Raw genomic sequence first — 20,757 nt, 5'->3', positions numbered from 1 at the left:
TCAGTCCCCACTCACCGGTGCAGCGGACACCGAGGACGCCACGAGCGCCGCCCACAGCTCCGGGAACTGCGGCAGCGTCTTCGCGGTCGACCCGATGTCGTCGACGGCGACGCCGTCGACGACGAGACCCACGATGGCCCCGGCGGTCGCCATCCGGTGGTCGTCGTACGCGCCCCAGGCGCTGCCGTGGAGCGGCGCCGGCTCGATCCGCAGGCCGTCGTCGAGTTCGTGCACCGCGCCTCCAGACCGGTTGAGGTCCGCCGCCAGCGCGGCCAGGCGGTCCGTCTCGTGCCCTCGCAGGTGGCCGATGCCGGTGATCTCGCTCGGGCCGTCCGCCAGCGCGGCCAGCGCGACGAGCGCCGGGGCGAGTTCGCCGCCGCGGCTCAGGTCGAGTTCGAGACCCGGCAAGGAGGCCCCACCCCGGATCCCGACGCCGCCGTCGACGACCAGGTCGTCACCGTCACGGGCCACGCTCGCCCCCCACAGGGGCAGGAGCGTCTCGAGGTCGGCGCCGACCTGCGTCGTCTCGGTGGGCCAGGTGCGGATGCGGACCGTGCCGCCGGCGACGAGCGCGGCGACCGCGAACGGCGCCGCATTGGACAGGTCGGGCTCGATCGTGACGTCACGCGCGCCGATCGGGCCGGGGTGCACGACCCACTCGCCGACCGACGGCTCGTCGACGCGGACGCCGCGGGCACGGAGCGCCGCGACGGTCATCTCGATGTGCGGCATGCTCGGCAGGCGTTCGCCGACGTGGGTGAGGTGCAGGCCCTCGTCGAAGCGGGGGGCCGACAGCAGCAGGCCGGAGACGAACTGCGAGGACGCCGAGGCGTCGATGGTCAGGGCGCCACCGCGGACCGAGCCGGTGCCGGTGAACGAGAACGGCATCGAACCGCCGCCGTCGTCCGTGACGTCGACACCGAGGTCCACGAGTCCCTGCACGATGGCGTGCATCGGCCGCTTGCGGGCGTAGGGGTCGCCGTCGACCGTGACGGGACCGACGGCCAGGGCGGCGAGCGGCGGCAGGAAGCGCATCACGGTGCCGGCCAGCCCGCAGTCCAGGCGGACGTCGCCGTGCATCGGGGCGGGCGTGATCCGGAGGTCCGGGCCGTAGGGGTTCGGGGCGGTGCCGGCCGCCGGCTCGAGCTCCTCGATGCCGACGCCGAGCGCACGGAGGCCCGCGATCATCAGCGCCGAGTCACGGGAGTGCAGCGGGAGCCGGATCGTCGAGGGGCCGTCCGCGAGGGCCGCGAGCACGAGCTCCCGGTTCGTCAGCGACTTCGACCCGGGCAGCGCGACGTCGCCGCGCAGCGGACCCCCTGCGACCGGGGCGATCCAGGGGTCGGCGGGCTGGGCCCCGCTGTGGGAATGCGTCGTGTCTGCCATCGGTTCACCAGGGTACTGAACGCACCGGGAGGATCAGTGGCGACAGCAACACTCGCACGAGAGCGGACCGGCACGGCGACCGTGCTGACCGCGGTGCCGACGACGCTCGGCACGCTCGGCCTAGACTTGGCGGCGATGACGACCGACGAACCGCAGGCAGCTCCGCACCACCTGGTCGACGAGACCGAGGTGCAGCTCGACGCCGTCGAAGAGGAACACGAAGCCCTCGACGACGCCGCAGACGAGCCGGTGGACGCGAAGACCGTCTCCGAGGCGGAGCTGCGGTCCCTGTTCGAGGACCAGGCCCTGCCCTTCATGGACCAGCTCTACGGTGCGGCCATGCGGATGACCCGCAACCCGGCCGACGCGTCGGATCTGGTGCAGGAGACCTTCGTCAAGGCCTTCGCCGCGTTCCGCCAGTTCAAGCAGGGCACGAACCTGAAGGCCTGGCTGTACCGGATCCTCACGAACACGTTCATCAACACGTACCGCAAGAACCAGCGGAACCCGTACCAGGGCACGATCGACGAGCTCGAGGACTGGCAGCTCGGCGGCGCGGAGAGCGTCACCCAGTCGATCTCCGCCCGGTCCGCCGAGGCCGACGCGATCGACCACCTGCCGTCCTCCGCCGTGAAGGACGCCCTGCAGGCCATCCCGGAGGACTTCCGGATGGCCGTGTACTTCGCCGATGTCGAAGGCTTCTCGTACCAGGAGATCGCCGACATCATGAAGACCCCCGTGGGGACGGTCATGAGCCGCCTCCACCGTGGCCGCCGGCTCCTCCGTGGGCTCCTGGCGGACCACGCCCGTGAGACCGGCATCGTCCCGGACGCAGCGTCGACGGCGACGATGCGTGGACGGGGACGAGGCGCGGCACAGACGACGAAGGCAACCGCGGCCACGGGTCGCACCGGACGGAAGGACGCACGATGAGCGGCTGCGACTGCTCGAAGGCGAAGGCCGAGCTCGAGGAGTTCCTGCACGACGAGCTCCGCCACGAGGACGCCGCGGACATCCGCGAGCACATGGACGGCTGCGAGGACTGCCAGACCGAGCACCGCGTCGGCGTCGTGCTCATGGAGACGGTGCGTCGCGCCTGCAAGGAGACCGCTCCCGACCAGCTGCGCAGCGAGATCCTCGCGCGCATCCGGGTGGAGCAGGCGACGCACTGACGACGCGCCGGGCTGGGCTTCGCTGGGCTGGGCTGGGCTGGGCTTCGCTGGGCTGCGACCTGGCACGGTCTGGTGTCAGCGCCCGGCCTGGAACGCCTGCGCGACCTCGGTTGCGTCGAGGACGGTGTCGTGCACCCGGACGGTGTCCACGTCACCGGTGAAGGCGTAGCCCGCTGCACCGGGCCAACCGGACAGCGTCTGCCGTCCGGCCCGCCAGTGGCCGGGGTACTGCCGCAGCGTGACGGCATCGGATCGGCTGCCCTGTAGCGAACCGTCGACCCAGAGCGTCATCGACCGTGCCTCGAAGGTGGCCACCACGTGGTGCCAGGCGCCGTCGTTCACGGGCGCGGTGGACCCGATGGTGAACTTGAACTGCGATCCGGAGCCCTCGACCCCGAAGCGCAGGACTCCGTCGGCGCCGATGTACAGGTGCCGGTCGCGGTAGGTCGACGCCGCCGATCGGTCCGAGCCGAAGCCGAACACGCGGCCACCGTCGGAGTCGTCGGTCCGGAACCAGGTCTCGATCGTGAAGGTGTTCGGCGCGTCGACCGCGGTGTCGGTGACCGCCCACCCTTCGGCACCGTCCTCGGTCCAGAACGTCGCGTAGGGGTTCGTGGCGCAGTCGGCGTCGACCCGGGCGGCAGCGGCGGGTGTGAAGGCACCGTCGGCCCCGGACCCGCTCGAGTCGACGACCTGCGGACCGTTCTTCTCGGCGAAGTCCCACGCCAGTGACGTGCCGGGTGCCGGCTGGTGGAAGCACCCGAAGCCGCCGGTGCCGAGCGCCGAGGCGGTCCCGGTCGAGCCGCTGAACCCGGCGCCCGCGCCAGCGCCGGCTCCAGCGAGCAGGGTGAGGGTGATGGCCGCTGCCGTGAACACCGCGACCGGCGCGGTGGTCGACGTCGGGGTGGTGACGGTCGCGGTCCGGGGCTCCGCGACCACGGGCGAGTGGAGATCGCGTCGAGGCGTGCCGCAGGTGCGGCAGGGGCGACCGGCGACGACGTCCCGATCAGCACGCCCGGCGACGACGAGCACGGCCGTGACGACGCCGGCCAGCAGCAGGGCGGTCCAGTCGCCCCCGCGGATCCAGACGCCCGGCAGCCCGATCCACGGGAACCGCAGCACCCCGACTCCGAGGACCGCCGCGGGTTCGACGGCCGTGCGGTCGGCCGTCGGGTTCGCGTCCCCGCGCAGACGCAGGCCCCCGTCCGGTTCGATGCGCTCGAGCCGGTGCAGACGGAGTCGATCCCGGTGGTCGGGGTCCTCGACGAGCAGCACCCGTCCGGCCTCGAGGTCGTCCGGGTCGACGGGCATCGCGGCGACGACGTCCCCGGTGCGGATCCCGGGGGCCATCGAGTCGGAGACGACCGTCGTGACGTGCCACCCGAACGCCGCGGGGAGCGACGCCCACAGTGCGAGCAGCAGCACCGACCAGAGGACCGTCCGCGCCGAGACCGCGAGGAGCAGCCGGGGCAGGTCGCCGACGCAGCGGACGTGACGGCGGGTGGCGACGATCGGCATCGGCTGCTCCTCGGGTCGGTGGGGCGGGTCGGGCGGGTCGGGTAGGACGGATCGCGATGGGACGGGGATCAGTCGGTCTGCGCTTCCCACACGAACGTGGTGCCGGCCTCGGACGACTGCACCTTGTTGGGCGCTCCCTCGCTCAGGTCGTAGCTGAAGCGGTAGGTCGTGCTTGCCGTGCCCGTCGCCGGCTTCCACGCGTCGACGCCGGTGCCGAAGGAGTCGGACGCCATGAGGTCGGCGAGCGTCCCGTCGTGCACGGTCGTCCCCGTGGTGAAGGTGCTGCAGTCCCCGGCGGTACCCAGGGCGCCGCGCTCGACCTTCATGCCGACGTACTGCGCCAGTTCGTCGGCGTCGGCTGCGTCTGCGGCGTAGAGCTTCACGGTCGAGGCGTTGGTGGTGTTCGCCGTCACCGTGATGCAGTTCGAGCCGGCGGACCCGGGCACCAGGTCGTCGACGTCGAACAGCGCGACGCCCTGGTCGTCGTCGGTGAGGGAGACGGCACCGGTGCGCCAGCTGTTCGCGGCGTTGTCGGTGCTGCTCGAGAAGGCGGCGTACGAGGCCGTGGCGATGAGTGCGCCGCTGGCGACGACGGCGAGGGGGAAGGCGATCCAGGCGGCGGTGCGGCCGTGGCGGGAGGTGATGTGCATGGCTGTCCTGTCGGTCGGTTCACCCGGCGGGTGATATGACAGCAGCGTATATGAATATCAGTTGTTATGGAACCCCGTCGCAACACGACCGACGGCCCGGGTAGGTTGGCCGACATGACCCTCTCCGTCGAGTCGACCACCACCTGGTCCGACACGGACGTCGCCGACGTCGCCGCCCTCGTCCGCCTGCTCGGTCACGACGTCGACGATGCGTCGATGCGCGCCCGCCTCGACCGGCTCACCCCCGAAGCCGGGCACCGCACCTGGGTGGTCCGTGGTGACGACGGCCGGGTCGTCGCGGTCGCCGGCGCGCAGGTCACGTGGGCGTACGCCAGCGACGAGCCGACGGCGCAGCTGCTGCTGCTGGTCGTCGACGACACGGCCAGGAGGCTCGGCACCGGTTCGGCGCTCATCGGCACGTTCGAAGCATGGGCGGTCGAGCAGGGCGCGCGTCGCCTCAGCGCCGTCAGCGCGGCCGCGACGGACAGCGCGCACCGGTTCTACCAGAAGCGCGGGTACCACGACGCCGGGGTGCGGTACACGAAGATCGCGTAGCGTCGCTTTCCTGGCGAACGTCGAAGCGCCCCGTGCAGGAGTCCCTCGGACTCCCGCACGGGGCGCTTCCCCGTGACTAGGCCGACGCGCTCAGCGCCGTGTCGATGACGTCGGCGGCCTCCTGCGCGGAGCGCTTCGAGGACCCCGTGGCCGGTGCGGCACTCGCCGAGCGGGCCGCGACGGACAACGGTCGGCCGCCCAGGTGCGGCGACAGGTTCATGCAGACGAACGGCCAGGCGCCCTGGTTCTCCGGCTCCTCCTGCGCCCACACGACGTCGGCGTCCGGGTAGCCCGCCAGGACCTCGAGGATGCGGTCGAGGGGGAGCGGGGCGAGCTGCTCGAGGCGGACGAGTGCGACGTCGGTGATGCCGCGCTTGTCGACCTCGGCACGCAGGTCGTGGTGCACCTTGCCGGAGTGCAGCACCACGCGACGCACGGCGCCCTTGTCGGTGATCCGCGCGTCGTCCAGCACGGGCTCGAACGTGCCCGTCGTGAAGTCCTCGACCGCGCTCGTCGCCTGGCGGAGCCGGAGCATCGCCTTCGGGGAGAACACGACGAGCGGCTTCTGCGGACGGGCCCAGGCCTGCCGGCGGAGCAGGTGGAAGTACGACGCCGGGGTCGACGGGCGCGCGACGATCATGTTGTCCTCGGCGCACAGCTGCAGGTAGCGCTCGATGCGTGCCGACGAGTGGTCCGGCCCCTGACCCTCGTACCCGTGCGGCAGCAGCAGGACGAGGCCGGAGCGCTGCCCCCACTTCTGCTCGGCGGACGAGATGAACTCGTCGATGACGATCTGTGCGCCGTTCGCGAAGTCGCCGAACTGTGCCTCCCAGAGCACGAGGGACTCGGGGCGTTCCACCGAGTAGCCGTACTCGAAGGCCATCGCCGCGTACTCGCTCAGCAGCGAGTCGTACACGTAGAACCGGGCCTGGTCCTCGGTGAGGTTCGACAGCGGCAGCCATTCCTGGCCGTTCACCCGGTCGTGGAACACCGACTGGCGCTGGACGAAGGTGCCGCGGCGGGCGTCCTGTCCGGCGAGGCGGACGGGCTTGCCCTCGACCAGGATCGAGCCGATCGCCATGAGCTCGGCCATCGCCCAGTCGATGCCGCCGTTGCGCGTCATCTCGGTGCGCTTGGTCAGCAGCTGCTGCAGCTTCGGGTGGATGGAGAACCCGGCGGGCGGGTTGCTGTGCGCGTCGCCGATCGCCCGGACGAGTTCTTCGGACACGGCGGTCTCGTGCACCTCGACCTCGGAGTCGTCGCGCTGTGCGGCCGGGCGTTCGAGCCCCTGCACCGCACCGTCGTCGTCGACCTCGATGACCGGGATGGTGCCGGTCTGTGCCTCGTGCGTCTCGGCGAAGGCGCGTTCCAGGCGGTCCTGGAAGTCGCGGTGCGCCTCGTCGTACTCCTCTTGCGTGATGTCACCACGGCCGACGAGGGCCTCGGTGTACAGCGTGCGGACGGAGCGCTTCGCCTCGATGAGGTTGTACATCAGCGGCTGCGTCATCGAGGGGTCGTCGCCCTCGTTGTGCCCACGACGGCGGTAGCAGATCAGGTCGATCACGACGTCGCGGTGGAACTCCTCGCGGTACGCGAAGGCGAGTTCGGCGACCCGGGCGACGGCCTCGGGGTCGTCGCCGTTCACGTGGAAGATCGGTGCCTGGATCGTCTTCGCGACGTCGGTGGAGTACACCGAGCTGCGGGCCGACTCGGGAGGGGTGGTGAACCCGACCTGGTTGTTGATGACGAGGTGGACCGTGCCGCCGGTGCGGTACCCGCGGAGCTGCGACATCTGCAGCGTCTCGACGACCACGCCCTGGCCGGCCATCGCCGCGTCGCCGTGCACGAGCACGGGGAGCACGCCGAAGCTGCCGGGTGCCTCGCGGTCCTGCTTGGCGCGGACGATGCCCTCGAGCACGCCGTCGACGGCTTCGAGGTGGGACGGGTTCGCGGCGATCGTCACCGGGATGCTCGAGCCGTCGGACGTGCGGAACACGCCCTCGGTGCCGACGTGGTACTTCACGTCGCCGGAGCCCTGACCGGACACCGTGCCCGGCAGCGAGGACCCCTCGAACTCACGGAAGATCTGCCCGTAGGTCTTGCCGGCGATGTTCGTCAGCACGTTCAGTCGGCCACGGTGGGCCATGCCGATCGCGACCTCGGCCAGTCCGGCTCCGGCGGCGTGCTGGATCAGGGTGTCGAGGAAGGCGATGGTGGACTCGCCGCCCTCGAGCGAGAAGCGCTTCTGGCCGACGTACTTGGTCTGCAGGAAGGTCTCGAACGCCTCGGCCTCGTTGAGCTTGCCGAGGACGCGGAGCTGCTCGTCCTTCGAGGGCTTCGAGTACGGCACCTCGATGCGCTCCTGCACCCAGCGACGCTGTTCCGGGTCCTGGATGTGCATGTACTCGATGCCGACCGTGCGGCAGTAGGCGTCGCGCAGGATCCCGAGGACGTCGCGGAGCGGAGCCGAGGTGGTGCCGGCGAGCCCACCGGTGACGAACTCGCGGTCGAGGTCCCAGAAGGTCAGCCCGTGGCTCTCGATCTCGAGGTCGGGGTGCGTGCGCTGGCGGTACTCGAGCGGGTCGATGTCGGCCATCAGGTGCCCACGGACGCGGAAGCTGTTGATGAGCTCCTGCACGCGCGCGGTCTTGTTCACCCGGTGCGCCAGGTCGACGTTGATGTCGTTCGCCCACTGGATCGGCTTGTAGGGGATCCGGAGTGCGGCGAAGATGCCGTCGTAGAAGCCGTGCTCGCCGATCAGGCGCTCGTGCACGTGCTTGAGGTACTCGCCCGAACCGGCGCCCTGGATGACACGGTGGTCGTAGGTGCTCGTCAGGGTGATGGTCTTGCCGATGCCGAGCTCGACCAGGGTCTTCGACGCCGAACCCTGGAACTGCGCCGGGTACTCGAGAGCACCGGCGCCGATGATCGAGCCCTGCCCCTTCGTCAGACGCGGGACCGAGTGCACGGTGCCGATGCCGCCCGGGTTGGTGAGCGAGATCGTCGTGCCCTGGAAGTCCGCCGGGGTGAGCTTGTTGTCACGGGCACGCTTGACGAGGTCTTCGTAAGCGGAGAGGAACTGCCCGAACGTCAGGGTCTCCGCGCGCTTGATGCTCGGCACCAGGAGCGAGCGGGTGCCGTCCTTCTTCGGGACGTCGATCGCGATGCCGAGGTTCACGTGCGCCGGGGCGACGACGAACGGCTTGCCGTCGCGCTCCTCGTAGTAGACGTTCTGGCTCGGGAAGTCCTTGAGCGCCTGCACCATCGCCCACCCGATCAGGTGCGTGAAGGAGATCTTGCCGCCGCGGGCGCGTCGCAGGTGGTTGTTGATGACGATCCGGTTGTCGATCATCAGCTTCGCCGGGATCGTCCGGACGCTCGTGGCGGTCGGGACGGTCAGCGAGGCGTCCATGTTCGACGCCAGCGTCTTCGCCATGCCCCGGAGCGGGGTCGCCACGTCCTCGTGGGTCTCCTCGTGGTCGTCGGCGGCGTCGTTCGCCTCGGCCGGGATCGGCTGCGGTGCCGGCTGACGCGAGGTGGTCTTCGCCTGGATCGGGCCCGACTTCGCCTCGCCCGGGGTGTCCCCGGTGGCCGGCTGCTGCGTCGATGACTGCTGCTGGGCGGGTGCCTGCTGGGCCGGTGCCTGCTGCGCCGGCGCCTGCTGCGCGGGGGAGCCCGCCGGAGCCGGAGCGTCACCGACCTGCGTGCGGTGGTAGCTCTCGAGGACCGGCCACCAGGACTTGTCGACCGACTCCTTGTCCGCGACGAACTGCTCGTAGAGCTCGTCGACGAGCCACTCGTTCGCCCCGAATTCGCCCGCGGTCTCGTCCGTTCCGGTCAGATGGCTCGACACAGCCGATCGCCCACTCTCCGTCGATAGATGCTCGTGTGTGTCGTGCGGAGCAACCCTGCGCCGCACAGGTGCCAAGCCTAGCCGCTCCGACATGTCCGTTCCGTGTCAGCCGCGGCGCGAGTCGGCAGCCCCCGGAGCACCCGGTCGGGGCCGTGACGGGAGCCGTACAGTGGAGCGCATGAGGTTCTACGAGACGCGGCCGACGCACGACCTGACCTACTCCGACGTCTTCCTCGTCCCGAGCCGTTCCGGCGTGACGAGCCGCTTCGACGTCGACCTCGCGGCGAACGACGGCAGCGGTGCCACGATCCCGATCGTCAGCGCCAACATGAACTCCGTCACCGGCCCCCGGCTCGCCGCCACCCTGGCCCGCCGCGGTGGTCTGGGCGTGCTGCCGCAGGACATGCACCTGCAGGACCTCGACGCCGCGATCCGCTGGGTGAAGGACCAGCCGGTCGACTTCGACACCGCCTACGACCTGGGTGCGCAGACCACCGTCGCCGAGGCCCTCGAACAGCTCCTGCCGGTGGCCGGCCGTGGTGTGGTCGTCCGCGACGCCGACGGCGAGTACCTCGGCTGCGTGCCCGCGACCCGCCTCGGCACCGCCGGCCCCGACGCCGTGCTCGGTGACCTGCTGCACGGCGCCTCGACCGCGATCGACGCCGAGGACGCCGGCACGCCCCGCCACGTGTACGACGTGCTCGCGGCCGCCGAGGTCGACTTCGCGCCGGTGATGCGGCACGGCCGGGTCGTCGGGACCACGAGCCAGACGAGCGCGATCCGCTCCGACATCTACACGCCCGCCGTCGACGGTTCCGGCCGGCTCCGGGTCGCCGCCGCGCTCGGCATCAACGGCGACGTCGCGGCCAAGGCGAAGGCGCTGGCCGCCGCGGGCGTGGACGTCCTGGTCCTCGACACCGCGCACGGTCACCAGGACGGCATGCTCCGCGCACTCCGCACGGTCGCGTCGCTGCAGCTCGGCATCCCGCTCGTCGCCGGCAACGTCGTCACCGCCGACGCCGTCGCGCACCTGGTCGGGGCCGGAGCGGACATCATCAAGGTCGGCGTCGGACCGGGCGCCATGTGCACCACCCGCATGATGACGGCCGTCGGTCGTCCGCAGTTCTCCGCCGTGCTCGAGACCGCCGCGGCTGCCCGCTCGCTCGGTGCGCACGTCTGGGCGGACGGCGGGGTGCGCTACCCGCGCGACGTCGCCCTCGCGCTGGCAGCTGGGGCGTCCGCCGTCATGATCGGCTCGTGGTTCGCCGGCACGCTCGAGGCCCCCGGTGTCCTGCGCCGCGACGCCGCCGGCAAGGCGTACAAGGAGAGCTGGGGCATGGCCTCGGCGAAGGCCGTCCGCGAGCGCTTCGAGCGGCTCGACCCGTACGAGCGGGCCCGCAAGGCGCTCTTCGCCGAGGGGATCTCGTCGTCGACGATCTACCTCGACCCGGAGCGCCCGAGCGTCGAGGACCTGCTCGACATGATCACCACCGGCGTCCGCAGCTCCGCCACCTACGCGGGCGCGTCGTCCCTCGCCGAGTTCTCCGAGCGCGCGCTGGTCGGCATCCAGTCCGCCGCCGGGTACGAGGAGGGCAAGCCCCTGCCCGTCAGCTGGTAGCGCGGACGGGGCGCGCGTCGCCCTGGTCTCGACCACGGACGGACGGGAGGCCCGGTGCCAGCTGGCACCGCGCCTCCCGTCCGTCTGCCGGTGCGTCTACCGGCGTCGGGTCGCGTCCTCGACCTCGCCCACCAGTTCTTCGAGGATGTCCTCGAGGAACAGCACGCCGATCGTGCGGCCGTCCGCGTCGAAGGCGCGGGCCACGTGGCGCCCGGCGGCCCGCATGGTCGCGAGCGCGTCCTCGAGGTCCATCTCGGTGTACAGCGAGATGAGCTGGCGGATGCGCTTCGGCGGCACCGGGTCGTCGAACTCGTCCGGACGCAGGTCGATGACGTCCTTCACGTGCACGTAGCCGGTGGGGGAGCCGTCCTCGCCGACGAGCACGTAGCGGGAGAACCCGCGCTGTGCCACGGCGTGCTCGACGTCGGCCGGGGTGGCGTCGTCGGGCAGGGTGACGAGTTCGGCCATCGGCACGGCGACGTCACGCACCTTCTTCTCGGTGAACTCGAACGCCAGGGCGAGCTTGCCGTCGTCGGTCAGGGTGCCCTCGCGGCGGGACTGCTCCACGATGGTCTGCACCTCCTCCACCGTGAAGGCGCTCACCGCTTCGTCCTTGGGCTCGACGCGGAACAGCCGCAGCACGGCGTTCGCGACCTCGTTCAGGCCGACGATGACCCAGTGCAGGCCGTGACCGATGTACCAGAGCGTCGGCACGAGCAGCAGTGCGGCGCGGTCCGGCATCGAGAACGAGATGTTCTTCGGCACCATCTCGCCGAACACCACGTGCAGGAACGACACGAGCAGCAGCGTGAACACGAAGGCCACGGTGCCGATCACCTCGGCGCTCCAGCCGGTCAGGTGCAGCGGGACCTCGAGCAGGTGGTGGATCGCCGGCTCGGACACGTTCAGGATGAGCAGCGAGCAGACCGTGATGCCGAGCTGGGTCGTCGCGAGCATGCGGGTGGCGTGCTCCATCGCCCACAGCGTCATCTGCGCGGCCTTCGAGCCCTCCTCCGCGCGCGGTTCGATCTGGGAGCGGCGTGCGGAGATGACCGCGAACTCGGCCGCGACGAAGTACGCGTTGCCCATCAACAGGACGACGAGCCAGAAGATGCCCCACCAGTCGGAGCTCATCGGGTGCTGCCCTTCGTCGTGGTGGCCGAGGCCTTCGTGGTGGTCGGGGTGCTCTTGGTGGACGGGATGATGATCGCGGTCGCCGCAGTGTCGGTCGACGGGCGCGTCGGGGTCCAGCGGATGCGGTCAATCCGACGGCCGTCCAGCCGTTCGACGCGGAACACGCCGCCGTCCAGGGGGACCTCGTCGCCGACGACGGGCAGGCGGCCCAGCGTCGACATGACGAACCCGCCGACGGTCTCGTACGGGCCCTCCTCGGGCACCTTCACGCCGGCGCGGTCCTCGAGCTCGTCGGGACGCAGCAGACCGGGGAAGGTCAGCCAGTCGCGGGAGCGGACCACGTCGATGCGGGCGCGGTCGTGCTCGTCGGAGACCTCGCCGACGATCTCCTCGATCAGGTCCTCGAGCGTGACGACCCCGGCGGTGCCGCCGTACTCGTCGACGACGATGACCATCTGGTAGCCGCGACCGCGGACCTCGGCGAGCAGGGTGTCGCCGGGCATGGTCTCCGGCACGCGTTCGGCGTCGGTCATGAGTGCCCCGACGGGGACCTCCGGACGCTTCTCGCGCGGCACGGCGACGGCCTGCTTGACGTGCACGATGCCGACGACGTCGTCCGCGTCCTCCTCGATGACGGGGAAGCGGCTGAAGCCGGTCTTGCGGGCGAGGGCGATGACGTCCTCGGCGGACTCGGACACGCGGATGGTGGAGAGCCGCGGGCGCGGGGTCATCACGTCGCTGGCGCTCAGCTCGGAGAACGAGATGGTTCGCTCGAGGAGCGTCGCGGTGTCCTGTTCGAGCGAGCCCTCGGACGCCGACCGGCGCAGCAGCGAGGTGAGTTCCTCGGCACTGCGCGCACCGGAGAGTTCCTCCTGCGGCTCGATGCCCAGCGACCGGAGCACGGCGTTCGCGGTGCCGTTCAGCAGCGCGACGGCGGGCTTGAAGACCGTCGTGAACGCGATCTGCAGCGGAACCACGAGCCTGGCGGTCTGCAGGGGCAGCGCGAGCGCGAAGTTCTTCGGCACGAGTTCGCCGAGGATCATCGACAGCAGGGTCGCGATGACGAGCGCCACGATCGAGCCGACGGTCTCGACGATGCCCTCCGGCAGGTTCATCGCCAGGAACGGTGCCTCGAGCAGCTTCGCGATCGAGGGTTCGAGCAGGTAGCCGGTCAGCAGCGTGGTCAGCGTGATGCCGAGCTGTGCGCTGGACAGGTGCGTCGAGGTGACCTTCAGCGCGCCGATGACCGGCGCGAGGCCGGCTTCACCGCGGTCGCGCCGCGCTTCGACGTCGGCGCGGTCGAGGTTGACCAGCGCGAACTCGGACGCGACGAAGACACCCGTGCCGAGGGTCAGCAGGATGCCGCCGATCAGCATGACGATGTCGATCGGACTCATGATTCACCCCCGTTCGCGCACAGGGATGACGTGCAGCTCACCGAGTGAGCGGCGGATGAGTGAGGCGAAGAACTATTCGGGGGATCGTCCACAGTGCTGCCAATCGTACTGCCTGCGCGGTCGCTGAACCGTGAATCCGTACAGAACCGACCGCGCCTAGGCCGTGATCCGCGCGCGGTGGTACTGCTGCGGCTCGTAGTCGACCGGCACGCGGAGTTCGACGGCGGCACGGAGCGCGAACGACGGGTCGCGGAGCATCTCGCGACCGATCATCACGACGTCGGCCAGGCCGGTCGCGACGATCTGCTCGGCCTGGAACGCCTCGGAGATCATGCCCACGGCGATCGTCGGTATGCCGGCGTCGCGCTTGATCGCCGCGGCGTGCGGCACCTGGTAGCCGGGGCCGACCGGGATCGGCGCGCTCGCGACGTTGCCGCCGGTCGACACGTCGGCCAGGTCGGCACCGTGCTCCGCGGCCCAGCGGGCGACGACCGTGGTCTCGTCGAGCGTGAGCCCGCCGTCGACCCAGTCGGTGGCCGAGAACCGGACGACGATCGGGAAGCCCTCGCCGACCTCGGCGCGCACGGCGTCGACGACCTCGAGCAGCGCGCGGGCACGGTTCTCGAGCGAGCCGCCGTACTGGTCGGTGCGCTGGTTGCTCAGCGGCGAGAGGAACTGGTGCAGCAGGTAGCCGTGGGCCGCGTGGATCTCGACCAGGTCGAACCCGGCTTCCACGGCGCGGCGGGCGGACTGCGCGAAGGCGAGGGCGACCACGCGGATGTCCTCGACCGCGAGCTCGCGCGGGACGTCGTAGCCGTCGAAGGCCACGGCCGACGGCGCGACCGTGGTCCAGCCGCCCTGGTCGGCGGGCACGGTGCCGTGCGTGGTGTCCCACGGGCGGTAGGTCGACGCCTTGCGGCCGGCGTGCGCCAGCTGGATACCCGCCGCGGCGCCCTGCTCGTGCAGGAAGTCGACGATCGGCTTGAACGCGTCGCGCTGCTGGTCGTTCCACAGCCCGAGGTCCTGCGGGGTGATCCGTCCCTCGGGCACGACGCCCGTCGCCTCGACGACGACCGCGCCGGCGCCGCCCTTGGCGAACCCGCCCAGGTGCACGAGGTGCCACGGCGTCGGGACGCCGTCCTGCTGGTCCACCGAGTACTGGCACATCGGGGAGACCCAGATGCGGTTGCGGACGGTCAGGTCACGGACGGTGATCGGGTCGAACAGGGCGTGCGTCACGCGGGCTCCTCAGAGGACGGGTGCCGGCGCCTCGGCCAGTTCCGTCAGGAACGACCGCAGCGACGCCGGCGACGTGTAGTGGTGGCCGACCGCCCCGATCGATTCCGCACCGGTGGCGTTCTCGGCCCTGTTGTCCACGAACACCATCTGACCCGGGTCGATTCCCAAGCGCGCACAGGTGTCGCGGTAGATGGATGCCGCGGGCTTCAGGACGTGCTCCTCGGCGCTCACCACGACGGTCTCGAACAGCGAGCCCATCGGGGAGCGGCGGTACGGGTCGCCGAAGTCGAAGCCCGCGTTGGAGAGCAGGGCGACACGGGTGCCGGCGTCGTGCAGCTCCTCGACGATCTCGAGGGTCTCCGGCTCGACCTCGAACCACCCGGTGAAGTCGATTGCCCAGAACCGGTGGATCTCGGAGATGCTCCAGGTCCGTCCGGTCCGTTCCGCGATGGCACGCCAGTACGCCACGACGGACAGGTCGCCGCGGTCCAGGTCGTGCCGGAGCTCCTGGTACACCGGGAACAGCTCGTCGGCCGGGACCCCGGTGGCGGCCACGAGGGCGTCCCGCGAGGCGTGCGGCGTCCGGCTGATCACCTCGCCGTAGTCGAAGACCACCACGCGACCAGGCAGGAACAGGCTCATGTGCTCCACCGTAACGTGGGGCCGGTGAACGACTTCGTGCCCGTCCGACCGTCCGATGCCGCCGCGTGGGTCACCGCGCCGACGGGGGAGTCCACCAAGTACCGCCGCGGGGTGCTCGGCATCGCGACCGGGTCAGACCAGTACCCCGGCGCCGCGGTGCTCGGGGTCGACGCCGCCGTGCACACCGGCGTCGGCATGGTCCGGTACGTCGGACCCGCACGCGCCACCGACCACGTGCTCACCCGCCGCCCCGAGGTCGTGTCCGGCGTCGGACGCGTGCAGGCCTGGCTCGTCGGCTCCGGGATCTCGGCGCCGACGCTCGGTGACCTGGACGCGACGACGGCGTCGGGCTTCGCGCACGCCTCTGATGACGGCGTGCCGGTCGTCGTCGACGCCGGGGCGATCCCGCTCGTCGACCTCGGGCCGCTCGCCGTGCTCACCCCGCACGCCGGTGAGCTCGCTTCGTTCCTGGGGGCCGACCGCGCCGAGATCGAGCAGGACCCGGCCGGCGCAGCGCTCCGGGCGGCGGAGCAGACCGGCAGCGTCGTGCTGCTCAAGGGCGAGCGGACCCACGTGGTCACCCCGGACGGGTCGGTGCGGCTCGTGGCGTCCTCGGCGACGCCGTGGCTCGCGGCGGCCGGCGCCGGGGACGTGCTGGGCGGGGTCCTCGGGGCGCTCGTCGCCGCGCGGCAGGGCTCCGTCGAGGCGTCCGGGTCGTCGCTCACCCCGTCGGACCTCGCCCACCTGGCCGCGTCGGCCGCGGTGGTGCACGGGCTCGCGGCGCGGCGGGCGTCCGGCGGCGGACCGTTCCCCATGACGACGCTCATCGCCGAGCTGCCGGGGGTCGTGCGGGACCTGGTCGTGGACGGGGACGCGCGCGGGTAGCGGTCGGTGCGCGTGCACCTTCCGACGATCCACGAGGGGATCGACGCGTGTTCTGTCGACGGATGCGCACGCAATGGATGCGTGCGCATGTTCCGACGGGACACCACGGGTTCGACAGGTGCAAGGTCGCAACATGCGCACGCATCAGCGAGCGGGTGCGGCCCAGGACGCGACGACCGACGGACGGGAGGCGCGGTGCCAGCTGGCACCGCGCCTCCAGGCCGTCGGCGGGCACGTCACGGGCGTGACGCGCGTCGCGGACGTCAGCTCGCGGGGGTCGCGTGCACCAGGAACTCGACGGAACCGGCGTCGTCGACCTTGACGAAGCCGAGGCTCGGCGCCTGCACGCCGTAGTCCGAGAAGGTGATCGGGACCGAGCCGGAGATGTCGACGCCGTCGCCGTTCAGGCCGACCTGCAGCTTCGCGGTGACGTCCTTCGTGACGCCGTGCAGGGTGAGCTTCCCCGGGGCCGTCACGGTCGTCGTGTCGGAGCCACTCGGGACCGCGTCGGCGATCGGTCCGGTGAGTTCGAAGGTGGCCTCGGGGAAGGCCGCCGCGTCCATCGCGGAGTCGCGGAAGTAGGCGTCGCGCTGGTCGGAGTCGGTGGTGATGTCGGCGACCTGCACCGCGATCTTCGCGGCGGTGATGCTCGTTCCGTCGACGGTCGCGGTGCCGGAGACGCTGTCGGTGCGGCCGGTGACGGTGACGTCGGAGCCGTTCAGGACCTCGTGGACGCGGTACCCGGCCTCGGAGTCGCCGCCGACCGTCCACTCGCCGGACAGGTCCGTGTCGTCGAGGGTGGAGGCCTCGCGGGTGGCGGCGACGGACGGCGCGGCCGAGGCCTTCGCGTTCTCGTTGCTCGTGTAGACGTTCGTGAAGACCACCGCGCCCACGACGCCGAGGACGACGACGGCGGCGATGACGGAGATCCAGATGACGGCCTTGCGGCGCTTGCGCGGGGTGTCGGAGGTCACGAGCAGAACGGTGACACGTCATGCTCGGGAGACCCTGAGTCCGTGGCAGCGACCGTCCCCGGTCCGGCCGCTACGCTCGTCCGGTGCAGAGGACCTCGACCCGGTGGCTCGAACTCGCCGGCTTCGTCCTGGCGTTCGTCGCCGTGCACGGGTTCCTGTGGTGGCTGACCCTCGTGTCGGCGAACCTGCCGCTCGGTGACGTGACCATCACCTACAGCCGCTGGATCGAGACCGGGCGGACCGCGGACTTCTGGGTCGGCATCGACGGCGCCTGGGTGTACCCGATCCTGGCGATCGTGCCGATGGCGGCGGCGGCGCTCGGGGGCGTCGCGTCGATCGGTACCGGTTGGCTGCTGCTGATGGTGCTGCTCGATGCCGCGGCGTGCGCGTTCCTGTGGCGGTTCCGAGCGCGTGTGGGGTCGTCCGACCGCTTCGGTGTGCACGGCGTGCGGGTCGTCTGGTGGTGGCTGCTGTTCCTGCTCGCGCTCGGGCCGATCGCGCTCGGTCGGATCGACACCGTCGCGACGGTGTTCGCGCTGGTGGGCGTGGCGTTCGTGGCCTCGAGACCGGCCGTCGCCTCCGCGCTCTTCACCGCCGGCGCGTGGACGAAGGTGTGGCCGGCGGCGCTCGTCGCGGTGCTGCTGCTCCTGCGTCGCGGACACCGCCGGGGTGTGCTCGCCGGGGCCCTGGTGCTGAGCGCCCTGATCGTGCTCGTCGACGTGCTGTGGGGCGGTGCGCCGTACCTGCTGTCCTTCGTCGGTGAGCAGACCGGCCGTGGGCTGCAGATCGAGTCACCGCTCGCGACGCCGTTCATGTGGGCCGCAGCGTTCGGCGTCCCGGGTGCAGCGGTGTTCTACGACCAGGAGATCCTGACCTTCGAGGTGTCCGGTGCCGGCACGTCCGCCGCCGCCGCGGTGTCGACGCCGCTGATGGCCGTCGTCGTGGTGGCCGGGGTCGTGCTCGCACTCTGGGCCGCGCGCGGAGGCGCCCGTCGGGCCGAGCTCGCGCCGGTGCTCGCGCTGCTGTTCGTCGCGGCGCTCATCGCGACGAACAAGGTCGGGTCGCCGCAGTACATCGGCTGGTTCGCGGTGCCGATCGTGTGGGGACTCGCGGCGGGCACCCCGAGTGCACGTCGGTTCGTGCCGATCGCGGTGACCGCGCTGCCGATGGCGCTGCTCACGCAGGTGATCTACCCGGGCTACTACGACCAGTTGCTCGGTGTGCAGCCGTGGATCCTCGTGGTGCTCACGGTGCGGAACGTGCTCGAGGTGGCGATCCTGGTGTGGAGCGTCGTCGTGCTGGTGCGGATGGGGCGGGCTGCGGGGTCCGGACCGGTGTCGGCGCGCTCGTCGCCGTCCGTGCGCGACCAGCCCGAGCCGGGCAGGATGGACGCATGATCGTCGCCTTCTCCGTCGCTCCGTCCGGTGGTCCCGCTGCAACGTCCGACGGGTCCGTGCACGACGCCGTCGCGGCCGCTGTCCGCGTGGTGCGCGAGAGCGGGCTGCCGAACCGCACCTCGTCGATGTTCACCGAGATCGAGGGGGAGTGGGACGAGGTCATGGACGTCGTCAAGCGCGCCACCGAGGCCGTCGGTGCGTACGGCACGCGGGTGTCGCTCGTGCTCAAGGCCGACATCCGCCCCGGCCACACCGGCGAGATCGACGGCAAGCTCGAACGGCTCGAGGCCGCGCTCGGCGAGTAGCGGTCAGCGGCGCCGACGCGGACGCCTGCGGCGACGGGGGTCGGTGCCGAGGACCGCGGCGACCGTCAGCAGGACGAGGCCGGCGACCGCGAACACCACGACGATGACGATCCCGATCGGGTCGGTGGCGTCCTCGCAGTTCGCGGGCGCGCCGGCGGCGCAGGAGGCCAGGACGGTCGTGATGGTGGGCACGTCGTCATCCTGCACCGCAGCGTGGCCCGACACGCCGGAGCGGTCCCTCGGATGTCGGTGGCCGGGTGTCTCATGGTCTGCATCGAGCCACTTCCGGTGGCCTGCGAGACGACGATGAGGAGCGCGTGATGATGCACGACGGCTGGTGCCCCGACTGCGACCTGCGAACGGTCGTCATCGACACGGACGAACAGGGCGAGAACGCCTGGGCGAGCTGCGCGGAGTGCGGCACCGGATGGGTGCACCGCGACGAGCTGCCCGAGCAGACCACCGCACGGACCCGCACCCCGGAGCGCCAGGCGGCCTGAGCTCCCGCGGGCTTTCGTTGGTCCGTTGGAGCGGTCTACACTCGACGGACCAGGACATCACGGCCGCCCCGTCCGGTGGGGTGTTGCACCGTCGTCCCGCTCCGCCCGCACGAGAACAGGCCCCATGTCACAGCTCACGCCTGCGCGTCGCACCCTCGCGCTCATCTCGCTCGCCCTCGGCGGGTTCGCCATCGGCTCGACCGAGTTCGTCGCGATGGGGCTGCTGCCGAACATCGCGCAGGCCCTGCTCCCCGAGCAGTACGGCATCGACCCCGACGCGGGGATCGCCCACGCCGGCTGGCTCGTCAGTGCTTACGCCCTCGGGGTGGTGGTCGGTGCGCCGACCATCGCGGCGATGTCCGCCCGGTTCCCGCGCAAGGGCCTGATCCTCGTGCTGCTCGTCGGGTTCGTCGTCGCGACGATCGCGAGCGCGCTGCTGCCCTCGTTCGGTCTGGTGCTCGTCGCCCGCTTCGTCGCGGGCCTGCCGCACGGCGCCTACTTCGGCATCGCGTCGATCGTGGCCGGCGACATGATGGGCCCGGGCAAGCGCGGCAAGGGCATCGCGATGGTGCTGCTCGGCCTGTCGGTCGCGAACGTCGTCGGCGTCCCGGCGATCACGTGGGTCGGACAGGTGGCCGGGTGGCGGGTCGCCTACGGTGTCGTCGCCGCGCTGTTCGCCCTGACGTTCCTGGCCGTCGCGGCCTTCGTGCCGAAGAGCGCCCGCGACGAGCACGCCACGATCGGCCGTGAGCTCCGGGCGTTCCGCGTGCCGCAGGTGTGGATCGTGATGGGCCTGGGCGCCGTCGGGTTCGGGGGGTTCTTCGCGGTGTACTCGTACATCTCACCGCTCGTGCAGAACGTCACCGGGATGCCCGAGTCGTTCGTGCCGATCGTGCTCGTCGTCGTGGGCATCGGCATGGTCGTCGGCGGGGTGCTCGGCGGACACCTGGCCGACCACAGCGTGAAGCGCACGATCTACGTCGGCATGTTCTCGCTCATCGGAGCCCTGCTCGTCACCGTCCTGACGGCGCAGTGGCTCTGGGGCATGCTGCTCGGCGCGTTCCTGCTCGGTGCGACCTCGTCGGCGATCCCGCCGGCGGTGCAGTCGCGCCTGATGGACGTCGCGGGGGATGCCCGCACGATCGCGGCGGCGCTGAACCACTCGGCGTTCAACATCGGCAACTCGATCGGTGCGGCCCTGGGAGGCGCCGTCATCGCCGCCGGCTTCGGGTTCCTCGCACCGGGCTGGCTCGGCATCGGCCTCGCGCTGCTCGGCGTCCTGGTGACGATGGTCAGCTACGCGGTCGAGCGGCGGAGCACCCGTCGCGCCGCGGTCCGCACCTCGTCGCCGTCCACCGGTCCGATCACCGCACCGGTCCCGACGGCCTGACACGCGGGGTGCGCGCACGCACCCACCGGACGGGAGGCCCGTGGCGACGCCGCCACGGGCCTCCCGTCCGTCACGTGGCGCGGAAGACCGCCCCGAGTGAGCAGAAGACGTCGGGTTCCGTGACGGGACCCGACGTCTTCTG

19 protein-coding genes are annotated in these 20,757 nt (G+C 71.4%); 9 read left to right on the top strand and 10 right to left on the bottom strand.

What is annotated here, in order from left to right:
• Complete coding sequence (aroA, locus tag DEJ11_RS10895; protein WP_111103439.1) at positions 1-1,386, bottom strand: 3-phosphoshikimate 1-carboxyvinyltransferase; 1,386 nt, start codon at positions 1,384-1,386, stop codon at positions 1-3.
• 81 nt (positions 1,387-1,467) lie between these two features.
• Between aroA and DEJ11_RS10890 the strand changes: the two genes are divergently transcribed.
• Together DEJ11_RS10890 and DEJ11_RS10885 are read left to right on the top strand one after the other, a co-directional pair.
• A complete protein-coding gene (locus tag DEJ11_RS10890; protein WP_111024012.1) occupies positions 1,468-2,319 on the top strand; it encodes a sigma-70 family RNA polymerase sigma factor in 852 nt (283 codons plus the stop codon).
• Positions 2,316-2,558 (top strand): zf-HC2 domain-containing protein, encoded by a 243-nt coding sequence (locus DEJ11_RS10885; RefSeq protein WP_027465838.1) that lies wholly within the window; start codon positions 2,316-2,318, stop codon positions 2,556-2,558. Before DEJ11_RS10890 ends, DEJ11_RS10885 begins: the two co-directional genes overlap by 4 nt.
• A gap of 75 nt (positions 2,559-2,633) precedes the next feature.
• Here the strand turns inward: DEJ11_RS10885 and DEJ11_RS10880 are convergent, their stop codons facing one another.
• On the bottom strand, positions 2,634-4,076 hold the full coding sequence (locus tag DEJ11_RS10880; RefSeq protein ID WP_111103437.1) for a LamG-like jellyroll fold domain-containing protein: 1,443 nt from the start codon (positions 4,074-4,076) through the stop codon (positions 2,634-2,636).
• A 68-nt stretch (positions 4,077-4,144) separates the two neighbouring features.
• Positions 4,145-4,726 (bottom strand): hypothetical protein, encoded by a 582-nt coding sequence (locus tag DEJ11_RS10875; RefSeq protein ID WP_111054023.1) that lies wholly within the window; start codon positions 4,724-4,726, stop codon positions 4,145-4,147.
• A gap of 114 nt (positions 4,727-4,840) precedes the next feature.
• Between DEJ11_RS10875 and DEJ11_RS10870 the strand changes: the two genes are divergently transcribed.
• On the top strand, positions 4,841-5,281 hold the full coding sequence (locus tag DEJ11_RS10870) for a GNAT family N-acetyltransferase (RefSeq protein ID WP_027465835.1): 441 nt from the start codon (positions 4,841-4,843) through the stop codon (positions 5,279-5,281).
• Between the two features lie 76 nt (positions 5,282-5,357).
• On the opposite strand, the gene DEJ11_RS10865 is transcribed toward DEJ11_RS10870, so the two are convergent.
• Positions 5,358-9,134 carry a multifunctional oxoglutarate decarboxylase/oxoglutarate dehydrogenase thiamine pyrophosphate-binding subunit/dihydrolipoyllysine-residue succinyltransferase subunit gene (locus DEJ11_RS10865; RefSeq protein ID WP_181440820.1) on the bottom strand — a complete coding sequence of 1,259 codons (3,777 nt, stop codon included), beginning with the start codon at positions 9,132-9,134 and terminating at the stop codon, positions 5,358-5,360.
• A gap of 178 nt (positions 9,135-9,312) precedes the next feature.
• Here DEJ11_RS10865 and guaB1 point away from each other — a divergent pair, with 178 nt between their 5' ends.
• Positions 9,313-10,752 (top strand): GMP reductase, encoded by a 1,440-nt coding sequence (gene guaB1, locus DEJ11_RS10860; protein WP_111103435.1) that lies wholly within the window; start codon positions 9,313-9,315, stop codon positions 10,750-10,752.
• Positions 10,753-10,848: 96 nt separating this feature from the next.
• Here guaB1 and DEJ11_RS10855 read toward each other — a convergent pair whose 3' ends face one another.
• The 4 genes from DEJ11_RS10855 to DEJ11_RS10840 form a co-directional block, all read right to left on the bottom strand.
• Complete coding sequence (locus tag DEJ11_RS10855) at positions 10,849-11,886, bottom strand: hemolysin family protein (protein ID WP_027465832.1); 1,038 nt, start codon at positions 11,884-11,886, stop codon at positions 10,849-10,851.
• A complete protein-coding gene (locus DEJ11_RS10850) occupies positions 11,883-13,283 on the bottom strand; it encodes a hemolysin family protein (RefSeq protein ID WP_071404734.1) in 1,401 nt (466 codons plus the stop codon). The genes DEJ11_RS10855 and DEJ11_RS10850 overlap by 4 nt, the downstream gene beginning before the upstream one ends.
• A gap of 156 nt (positions 13,284-13,439) precedes the next feature.
• Positions 13,440-14,522 carry an NADH:flavin oxidoreductase/NADH oxidase gene (locus tag DEJ11_RS10845; protein WP_027465830.1) on the bottom strand — a complete coding sequence of 361 codons (1,083 nt, stop codon included), beginning with the start codon at positions 14,520-14,522 and terminating at the stop codon, positions 13,440-13,442.
• 9 nt (positions 14,523-14,531) lie between these two features.
• Complete coding sequence (locus DEJ11_RS10840) at positions 14,532-15,164, bottom strand: HAD family hydrolase (RefSeq protein ID WP_111103433.1); 633 nt, start codon at positions 15,162-15,164, stop codon at positions 14,532-14,534.
• Positions 15,165-15,188: 24 nt separating this feature from the next.
• Here DEJ11_RS10840 and DEJ11_RS10835 point away from each other — a divergent pair, with 24 nt between their 5' ends.
• Positions 15,189-16,049, top strand: a complete 861-nt coding sequence (locus tag DEJ11_RS10835) for an ADP-dependent NAD(P)H-hydrate dehydratase (protein WP_111103432.1) — start codon at positions 15,189-15,191, stop codon at positions 16,047-16,049.
• A 263-nt stretch (positions 16,050-16,312) separates the two neighbouring features.
• Here DEJ11_RS10835 and DEJ11_RS10830 read toward each other — a convergent pair whose 3' ends face one another.
• Positions 16,313-17,023: a YceI family protein gene (locus DEJ11_RS10830; protein WP_111100690.1), complete on the bottom strand. Its 711-nt coding sequence runs from the start codon at positions 17,021-17,023 to the stop codon at positions 16,313-16,315.
• A gap of 83 nt (positions 17,024-17,106) precedes the next feature.
• Between DEJ11_RS10830 and DEJ11_RS10825 the strand changes: the two genes are divergently transcribed.
• Positions 17,107-18,420, top strand: a complete 1,314-nt coding sequence (locus DEJ11_RS10825) for a glycosyltransferase 87 family protein (RefSeq protein WP_111103430.1) — start codon at positions 17,107-17,109, stop codon at positions 18,418-18,420.
• The gene (locus tag DEJ11_RS10820; protein WP_017888186.1) at positions 18,417-18,725 is read left to right on the top strand and encodes a thiamine-binding protein; all 309 of its coding nucleotides are present in this window, start codon (positions 18,417-18,419) and stop codon (positions 18,723-18,725) included. Before DEJ11_RS10825 ends, DEJ11_RS10820 begins: the two co-directional genes overlap by 4 nt.
• A 3-nt stretch (positions 18,726-18,728) precedes the next feature.
• Here the strand turns inward: DEJ11_RS10820 and DEJ11_RS10815 are convergent, their stop codons facing one another.
• Complete coding sequence (locus tag DEJ11_RS10815) at positions 18,729-18,917, bottom strand: hypothetical protein (protein ID WP_146250045.1); 189 nt, start codon at positions 18,915-18,917, stop codon at positions 18,729-18,731.
• Positions 18,918-19,045: 128 nt separating this feature from the next.
• Between DEJ11_RS10815 and DEJ11_RS10810 the strand changes: the two genes are divergently transcribed.
• Both DEJ11_RS10810 and DEJ11_RS10805 read left to right on the top strand, forming a co-directional pair.
• Entirely contained in the window at positions 19,046-19,225 is a 180-nt protein-coding gene (locus DEJ11_RS10810) for a hypothetical protein (RefSeq protein ID WP_111024823.1), read from the top strand.
• A 124-nt stretch (positions 19,226-19,349) separates the two neighbouring features.
• Positions 19,350-20,615: an MFS transporter gene (locus DEJ11_RS10805; RefSeq protein ID WP_111103426.1), complete on the top strand. Its 1,266-nt coding sequence runs from the start codon at positions 19,350-19,352 to the stop codon at positions 20,613-20,615.
• Positions 20,616-20,757 lie beyond the last annotated feature (142 nt).

It is taken from the genome of Curtobacterium sp. MCLR17_058 (genome assembly GCF_003234705.2).
GTDB classification, from domain to species: domain Bacteria; phylum Actinomycetota; class Actinomycetes; order Actinomycetales; family Microbacteriaceae; genus Curtobacterium; species Curtobacterium flaccumfaciens.
The sequence above is the reverse complement of the archived record's forward strand: the minus strand, read 5'-3'. Positions and strand labels throughout refer to the sequence as shown.

Coding starts and splice junctions, on each gene's coding strand:
- DEJ11_RS10805 (WP_111103426.1), top strand. CDS start 19,350: ATGTCACAGCTCACGCCTGCGCGTCGCACCCTCGCGCTCATCTCGCTC.
- aroA (WP_111103439.1), bottom strand. CDS start 1,386: ATGGCAGACACGACGCATTCCCACAGCGGGGCCCAGCCCGCCGACCCC.
- guaB1 (WP_111103435.1), top strand. CDS start 9,313: ATGAGGTTCTACGAGACGCGGCCGACGCACGACCTGACCTACTCCGAC.
- DEJ11_RS10850 (WP_071404734.1), bottom strand. CDS start 13,283: ATGAGTCCGATCGACATCGTCATGCTGATCGGCGGCATCCTGCTGACC.
- DEJ11_RS10880 (WP_111103437.1), bottom strand. CDS start 4,076: ATGCCGATCGTCGCCACCCGCCGTCACGTCCGCTGCGTCGGCGACCTG.
- DEJ11_RS10820 (WP_017888186.1), top strand. CDS start 18,417: ATGATCGTCGCCTTCTCCGTCGCTCCGTCCGGTGGTCCCGCTGCAACG.
- DEJ11_RS10840 (WP_111103433.1), bottom strand. CDS start 15,164: ATGAGCCTGTTCCTGCCTGGTCGCGTGGTGGTCTTCGACTACGGCGAG.
- DEJ11_RS10870 (WP_027465835.1), top strand. CDS start 4,841: ATGACCCTCTCCGTCGAGTCGACCACCACCTGGTCCGACACGGACGTC.
- DEJ11_RS10885 (WP_027465838.1), top strand. CDS start 2,316: ATGAGCGGCTGCGACTGCTCGAAGGCGAAGGCCGAGCTCGAGGAGTTC.
- DEJ11_RS10875 (WP_111054023.1), bottom strand. CDS start 4,726: ATGCACATCACCTCCCGCCACGGCCGCACCGCCGCCTGGATCGCCTTC.
- DEJ11_RS10810 (WP_111024823.1), top strand. CDS start 19,046: ATGATGCACGACGGCTGGTGCCCCGACTGCGACCTGCGAACGGTCGTC.
- DEJ11_RS10855 (WP_027465832.1), bottom strand. CDS start 11,886: ATGAGCTCCGACTGGTGGGGCATCTTCTGGCTCGTCGTCCTGTTGATG.